A 6,604-nucleotide genomic window follows, 5' to 3' on the forward strand; every position below is an offset into this window, starting at 1 on the left:
GGGGGGGGGGGGGGGGGGGGGGGGGGGGGCCGGGGGCCTCCGCCGCCCCGCGCGCCTCCGCGCCCCCGCAGGCGGCCCCCGCCCCGGCTTCCGCCGCCCCGGCCTCCGACGGGTCCGGACGGGGTGCGGAGGGGGTCCGGCAGCGGGGGCCCGCCTGTGCGCCCGGCTCCGACGGCCACGGCCCGGCCCCGGCCGTGCCGCCCCGGGCCGGGCAGGAGCACGGCTCCGTCCCCGCGGCGCGTCCCGTGCCCGAGGGGGCGCGGCCGTACCGGGCGGAGTGCGTACGGGTGCCCGTGCGCGGGCCCGGCCTGCGGGCGCCGGGGCCGGTGGAGCTGTCCGTGATGCGGGTGTAGGGGAGCCGTCCCGCCGGTTCCCTTCCTTCCGCCGCTCTGGAGCACCCGTATGTCCTCGTCCCGCAAGACCTCCCGCAAGCCCCTCCTCTACGCCGCCGGGGTCGTCGTCGCCGCCGTCACCCTCGGCCTCGTCTCCTGGCAGGCCACCGCCCCCGAGGAGAGGCGCCGCGACACCACCTCCTCCGCCTCCGCGCGGACCACCCCCGAGCCGGACCCCGCCGCCGAGCTCAAGGCGCTGGCCCGCCGCGACGCCGGCGACAAGCTCGCCGTGGGCCGCACCGACGCGCCCGTCGTCCTGATCGAGTACTCCGACTTCAAGTGCGGCTACTGCGCCAAGTTCGCCCGGGACACCGAGCCCGAACTGGTGAAGAAGTACGTCGAGGACGGCACCCTGCGCATCGAGTGGCGCAACTTCCCGATCTTCGGCGCCGAGTCCGAGGCCGCCGCCAAGGCCTCCTGGGCGGCCGGCCGGCAGGACCGCTTCGCCGCCTTCCACGCCGCCGCGTACGCCGAGGGCGCCAAGGCGAAGGGCTTCGGCGAGGACCGGCTGATCGAACTGGCCCGCGAGGCCGGGGTCCCCGACCTGGAGCGGTTCAAGGCCGACATGACCGGCGAGCAGGCCGCGGCCGCCCTGCGCCGCGACCAGGAGGAGGGCTACCGCATCGGCGTCCGGTCCACCCCGTCCTTCCTCGTCAACGGACAGCCCCTCGCGGGCGCCCAGCCCCTGGACGCCTTCGCCGCGGCGATCACCCGGGCCAAGGCGCAGGCGAAGGCCGGACAGTGACCGGCATCGGATACGCGGCCGCCCTGCTCGGCGGCCTCCTCGCCCTGCTCAGCCCGTGCAGCGCCCTGCTGCTGCCGGCCTTCTTCGCGTACTCCATCGACTCCCGCTCCCGGCTGCTCGCGCGGACCGGGATCTTCTACGCGGGCCTCGCGAGCACCCTCGTACCGCTGGGCGCGGCCGGCTCGTACGCGGGCCGGTTCTTCCACTCCCACCGCGACCAGCTCGTCCTGGCCGGCGGCTGGCTGATCATCGTGCTGGGCCTGGCCCAGATCCTCGGCCTCGGCTTCGCCCCCAGACGGCTCACCGAGCTCTCGGGGCGGATCCGCCCGACCACCGCCCTGTCCGTGTACGCGCTCGGCGCGGTCTACGGCCTGGCCGGATTCTGCGCCGGCCCGATCCTGGGCAGCGTCCTGACGGTGGCCGCGGTCAGTGGCAGTCCCGTCTACGGCGGCCTGCTGCTGGCGGTGTACGCGCTGGGCATGGCCGTACCGCTGTTCGTGCTGGCCCTGCTCTGGGAGCGCTTCGACCTGGGCCGGCGGCGCTGGCTGCGCGGCCGGGCCGTGCGGGTGGGGCGCCTCGAACTGCACACGACCTCGCTGCTGTCCGGGCTGTTCTTCATCACCCTGGGCGCCCTGTTCCTGGTGTACGACGGAGCGAGCGCGCTGCCGGGGCTGCTGGACGTGGACGACTCGTACGCGGTCGAGGAGAAGGTGGGCGCCTTCGCGGACGCCGTTCCCGACTGGGCGCTGCTCGGGCTGGTCGGCGTGGGGGCGGTGGCCTTCGGGCTGGTGCGCCGGCGCGGGGCGGCCCGCGAGGAGGCCGAAGAGGTCCAGGAGGCCCGGGAGGAGTGAAACGCGGAAGGCCCCGTCCGGAGACGGGGCCTTCCTTTTGTGGCTGGGGCCGGGGTCGAACCGGCGACCTATCGCTTTTCAGGCGATCGCTCGTACCAACTGAGCTACCCAGCCACGAGACCGTTTCCAGCCTCAGCGATCCTGACGGGACTTGAACCCGCGACCTCCACCTTGACAGGGTGGCGAGCTAACCAACTGCTCCACAGGACCTGGTTTGTGCAAGAGCAAGTCTTGCACATGGTGTTGCGTACCCCCAACGGGATTCGAACCCGTGCTACCGCCTTGAAAGGGCGGCGTCCTGGGCCACTAGACGATGAGGGCTAAAGGCCCGCCGGGCACTTTCCAGCGCGTCGGGGACGTGAGAAGCATATGGGATCCGAGGAGGTATCGCCAAAACGGTTTCCACCCGGCAGTGGGAAGCGCCCCCGGCGGGGCGACAATGGCCGGGTGCTGGAGATGACGCGCGAGGAGTTCGAGGAGCTCGTCGCAGAGGCCCTGGACCGGATTCCGCCGGAGCTGACGCGGCTGATGGACAACGTGGCGGTCTTCGTCGAGGACGAACCGCCGGCCGGGGACCCCGGGCTGCTCGGCCTGTACGAGGGGACCCCGCTCACCGAGCGCGGCGAGTGGTACGCCGGCGTGCTCCCCGACCGCATCACGATCTACCGCAACCCCACCCTGCGGATGTGCGAGGACCGGGAGAGCGTGGTCGCCGAGACGGAGGTGACGGTGGTCCACGAGATCGCCCACCACTTCGGCATCGACGACGAACGCCTGCACGCCCTGGGCTACGGGTGACCCGGCCCGTCCCGGGGGCCGAGGCGATCGACCCCGACGTCGACCTCCACGTCCCCGCGCAGCGGGCCGAACCACAGGGCCGCGTCCTCGCGGCGGTGGCGGCCGGCGGGGCTCTGGGGGCGGCGGCGCGCTACGGGGTGGCGCTGCTGTGGCCGGCCGGGTCCGGGGGCTTCCCGTGGGCGACCTTCTGGACCAACGCCGTGGGCTGCGCGCTGATCGGCGTGCTGATGGTGCTGATCAGCGAGGGCGGGCGGCGCTCCCCGCACCCGTTGCTGCGGCCCTTCGCGGGGACCGGGGTGCTCGGCGGGTTCACCACCTTCTCGACCTACGCGGTGGATTTCTCGCGCCTGCTCGACGAGGGCCGGGCCGGGCTCGCGCTGGCGTACGCCGGGCTGACCGTCGTGGGCGCGCTGGGCGCGGTGTGGGCGGCGGCTTCGGTGACGCGGCTGGCGCTGCGGGGGCGGGGGGCCGGGTGAACTGGCTGCTGGTGGTGGCGGGCGCGGCCGTCGGCGCCCCGCTGCGGTACCTGACCGACCGGGCCGTGCAGGCGCGGCACGACTCCGTTTTCCCGTGGGGAACCTTCGTGGTCAACGCGGCGGCCTGTCTGGTGCTGGGGGTGCTGGCCGGGGCGGTGCTGGCCGGCGCGGGCTCCTCGCGGGTGCAGCTGCTGCTGGGGACGGGGCTGTGCGGGGCGCTGAGCACGTACTCGACGTTCTCGTACGAGACGCTGCGGCTGGCCGAGCGCGGCTGGAAGTTCCTCGCCGCGGCGAACGCGGCGGCTTCGGTACTGGTCGGTCTGGGCGCCGTCACGCTGGGCTCGCAGGTGGCGCGACAGCTGTTCGCGTAACTCGCGCAAGGGGCGTGTCTCTTACGGGGTAAAGGGAGTTGGGCTCATTGACCCGCTCATCGCGGACCCCGCCCCGCGCCTGGAGGTGCCCCCGTGCGCCCATTGCCCGCTTCCCTGTCCGCGACCCTCAGACTGGCCGTCTCCGCGCTCGCGGTCGCGGCGACGGCGGGCTGCATGAGCGTCGGTGAGGACGCCGCGAAGCCGGGGCCCGCCGCCTCGGTGGGCGGCAAGGACACCGCCGGTGCGGGCGGGGGTGCGGCCGCCGGGCACGGCTCCGGGATCCACGGCAACGGGCACGGGGTGAAGGAGGGCGCGGGCCCGCAGGACGGGAAGTCCGGTGAGCCCGGGAAGGCCTCCGGGGCGACCGGTGCCTCCCCGAGTCCGGGCGCGCCCGGAGGCAAGCCGGGGCTGCCCTCGCCGTCGGCCGGTCCCGGGGGCGGGGCCGGCGGGCAGGGGGGCCAGGTGCCGTCCGGGGGCGGTTCGGGGTCGGGGTCGGGTTCCGGGTCCGGGGCGGGTGGCTCCGGTTCGGGTTCGGGTTCGGGTTCGGGAGCCGGGGGGTCCGGTTCCGGGTCGGGGGCCGGTGGTGCGGGCGGGGCTGGTGGTTCCGATGGGTCCGGGTCGGGTTCGGGTGGATCCGGCGGGTCGACTACGCATCCGGGCGGAGGGGAGACCTCGCCCCCTGTGACGGAACCCACGCCGACCGACACGCCCCCGTCCAGCCCGGGGCCGAGCGTCGCCTAGCGGCCAGCCCGGGGCCGAGCGTCGCCCAGCGGACGGGGCGGGGCGGTTCCGTCGCAGGTGGGAGGGGGTATTGCAGGAACGACTTGCCAGACCCCCGGGAGGGTGCGTATGGTTATAGATCGTTTGATCCCATTGCCCGGCGCCGAATCCGAAGAGCGCCGTGTGGCGCGTACTCTCCCTAGCCGTGGCTGACCGCATTGAGGCGGTCGATTTGCGATTCACGGAGTTTGGGCGCGTGCCGAGACTCCGGAAGGTTTCGCATTTCGCATGTCCATTTCCAGTTCTGACCGTTCCGTCATGCCCGACAACGACTCCACCGAGATCGTCGACGCCGTCGAGGCGCTCGTGGTGACCGAGGCCATGGAGGCCGCGGAGGCCAACGAGATCATCGAGGCGCTTGAGGCCGATGTGACGGCCGGCGAGGCCGACGTCGACTCCGACGAGGACGCCGCCGACGCCGAGCCCACGATCACCTTCGCGGAGCTCGGTCTGCCCGAGGGCGTCGTGCGCAAGCTCGCGCAGAACGGCGTCACCACCCCGTTCCCGATCCAGGCCGCGACCATCCCGGACGCCCTGGCCGGCAAGGACATCCTCGGCCGTGGCCGCACCGGCTCCGGCAAGACCCTCTCCTTCGGTCTGCCGACCCTGGCCCGCCTGGCCGACGGCCACACCGAGAAGAAGAAGCCCCGCGCGGTCATCCTCACCCCGACCCGTGAGCTCGCGATGCAGGTCGCGGACGCCCTCCAGCCGTACGGCGACGTCCTCGGCCTGAAGATGAAGGTCGTCTGCGGCGGTACCTCCATGGGCAACCAGATCTACGCCCTGGAGCGCGGTGTCGACGTCCTCGTCGCCACCCCCGGCCGTCTGCGCGACATCATCAACCGCGGCGCCTGCTCCCTGGAGAACGTCGAGGTCGCGGTCCTCGACGAGGCCGACCAGATGGCCGACCTGGGCTTCCTGCCCGAGGTCACCGAGCTGCTCGACCAGGTCCCGGCCGGCGGCCAGCGCATGCTCTTCTCCGCCACGATGGAGAACGAGATCGGCACCCTGGTCAAGCGCTACCTGACCAACCCGGTCAGCCACGAGGTCGACAGCGCCCAGGGCAACGTCACGACCATGACCCACCACGTCCTCGTCGTGAAGCCGAAGGACAAGGCCCCGGTCACGGCCGCCATCGCCGCCCGCAAGGGCCGCACCATCATCTTCGTCCGCACCCAGCTGGGCGCCGACCGCATCGCCGAGCAGCTCGTCGAGGCCGGCGTGAAGGCCGACGCGCTGCACGGCGGCATGACGCAGGGCGCCCGTACCCGCGTCCTCGCCGACTTCAAGGACGGCTACGTCAACGCGCTCGTCGCCACCGACGTCGCCGCCCGCGGCATCCACGTCGACGGCATCGACCTGGTCCTCAACGTGGACCCGGCCGGCGACCACAAGGACTACCTGCACCGCTCGGGCCGCACCGCCCGCGCCGGCAAGTCGGGCGTCGTGGTCTCCCTCGCCCTGCCGCACCAGCGCCGCCAGATCTTCCGCCTGATGGAGGACGCGGGCGTCGACGCCTCGCGCCACATCGTCGGCGGTGCCGGCGCCTTCGACCCGGAGGTCGCCGAGATCACCGGTGCGCGCTCGCTGACCGAGGTCCAGGCCGACTCCGCGAACAACGCCGCCAAGCAGGCCGAGCGCGAGGTCGCCGACCTCACCAAGCAGCTGGAGCGCGCCACCCGTCGCGCCGGCGAGCTGCGCGAGGAGGCCGACCGCCTCGTCGCCCGCTCCGCCCGCGAGCGCGGTGAGGACCCGGAGGCCGCCGTCGCCGAGGTCGTCGAGGCCGCCGAGGCCGAGCTCGCCGCCGCCGTGGCCGAGCAGGCCGCGCAGGCCGCCGCCCAGGAGCAGCGCACCTTCGAGCGCCGCGACGACCGGGGCAACTTCGAGCGCCGCGACAACCGCCGCGACGACCGTGGCGACCGCGGTGACCGTGGCGACCGTGGTGACCGTGGTGGCTTCCGTCGTGACGACCGTCCCTCGGGTGGCTTCCGCCGCGACGACCGCCGTGACGACCGTCCGTCGGGTGGTTTCCGTCGCGATGACCGTCCGTCGGGTGGCTTCAACCGTGACGACCGCGGGGGTGACCGTGGTGGCTTCCGTCGTGACGACCGTCCCTCCGGTGGCTTCCGCCGTGACGACCGTCCGTCGGGTGGTTTCCGTCGCGACGAGCGTCCGTCGGGTGGCTTCAACC

Annotated in this window: 6 protein-coding genes and 3 tRNA genes; 6 read left to right on the forward strand and 3 right to left on the reverse strand. The window is 73.7% G+C overall.

Translation table 11 applies throughout. The annotated features are described in order from the left end of the window. Nucleotides 1–402: 402 nt before the first annotated feature. Both AB0F18_RS25385 and AB0F18_RS25390 read left to right on the forward strand, forming a co-directional pair. Nucleotides 403–1,137: a thioredoxin domain-containing protein gene (locus AB0F18_RS25385; RefSeq protein ID WP_362064429.1), complete on the forward strand. Its 735-nt coding sequence runs from the start codon at nucleotides 403–405 to the stop codon at nucleotides 1,135–1,137. After that, nucleotides 1,134–1,988 carry a cytochrome c biogenesis CcdA family protein gene (locus tag AB0F18_RS25390; RefSeq protein ID WP_362064431.1) on the forward strand — a complete coding sequence of 285 codons (855 nt, stop codon included), beginning with the start codon at nucleotides 1,134–1,136 and terminating at the stop codon, nucleotides 1,986–1,988. Before AB0F18_RS25385 ends, AB0F18_RS25390 begins: the two co-directional genes overlap by 4 nt. Nucleotides 1,989–2,028: 40 nt before the next feature. Here AB0F18_RS25390 and AB0F18_RS25395 read toward each other — a convergent pair. The 3 genes from AB0F18_RS25395 to AB0F18_RS25405 all read right to left on the reverse strand — a co-directional run bounded on the left by AB0F18_RS25395 (nucleotide 2,029) and on the right by AB0F18_RS25405 (nucleotide 2,309). Beyond that, nucleotides 2,029–2,102 (reverse strand) — tRNA-Phe (locus AB0F18_RS25395). A 22-nt stretch (nucleotides 2,103–2,124) separates the two neighbouring features. Then, nucleotides 2,125–2,198 (reverse strand) — tRNA-Asp (locus AB0F18_RS25400). A 38-nt stretch (nucleotides 2,199–2,236) separates the two neighbouring features. Further along, nucleotides 2,237–2,309 (reverse strand) — tRNA-Glu (locus AB0F18_RS25405). A 126-nt stretch (nucleotides 2,310–2,435) separates the two neighbouring features. Between AB0F18_RS25405 and AB0F18_RS25410 the strand changes: the two genes are divergently transcribed. The 4 genes from AB0F18_RS25410 to AB0F18_RS25425 all read left to right on the forward strand — a co-directional run. Beyond that, complete coding sequence (locus AB0F18_RS25410) at nucleotides 2,436–2,786, forward strand: metallopeptidase family protein (RefSeq protein WP_362064433.1); 351 nt, start codon at nucleotides 2,436–2,438, stop codon at nucleotides 2,784–2,786. Continuing rightward, on the forward strand, nucleotides 2,783–3,262 hold the full coding sequence (locus AB0F18_RS25415; protein ID WP_362064435.1) for a CrcB family protein: 480 nt from the start codon (nucleotides 2,783–2,785) through the stop codon (nucleotides 3,260–3,262). Before AB0F18_RS25410 ends, AB0F18_RS25415 begins: the two co-directional genes overlap by 4 nt. Beyond that, on the forward strand, nucleotides 3,259–3,633 hold the full coding sequence (locus AB0F18_RS25420; RefSeq protein ID WP_362064437.1) for a CrcB family protein: 375 nt from the start codon (nucleotides 3,259–3,261) through the stop codon (nucleotides 3,631–3,633). Before AB0F18_RS25415 ends, AB0F18_RS25420 begins: the two co-directional genes overlap by 4 nt. 1,008 nt (nucleotides 3,634–4,641) lie before the next feature. After that, nucleotides 4,642–6,604, forward strand: a 1,963-nt coding sequence (locus tag AB0F18_RS25425; protein ID WP_362064439.1) for a DEAD/DEAH box helicase, incomplete at its 3' end; no start/stop codon positions are given.

It is taken from the genome of Streptomyces sp. NPDC029216, from assembly GCF_040648015.1.
Taxonomy (GTDB): domain Bacteria; phylum Actinomycetota; class Actinomycetes; order Streptomycetales; family Streptomycetaceae; genus Streptomyces.

Excerpts from the sequence above, each read along its gene's own strand:
- AB0F18_RS25385 (WP_362064429.1), top strand. The coding sequence starts at position 403 with ATGTCCTCGTCCCGCAAGACCTCCCGCAAGCCCCTCCTCTACGCCGCC.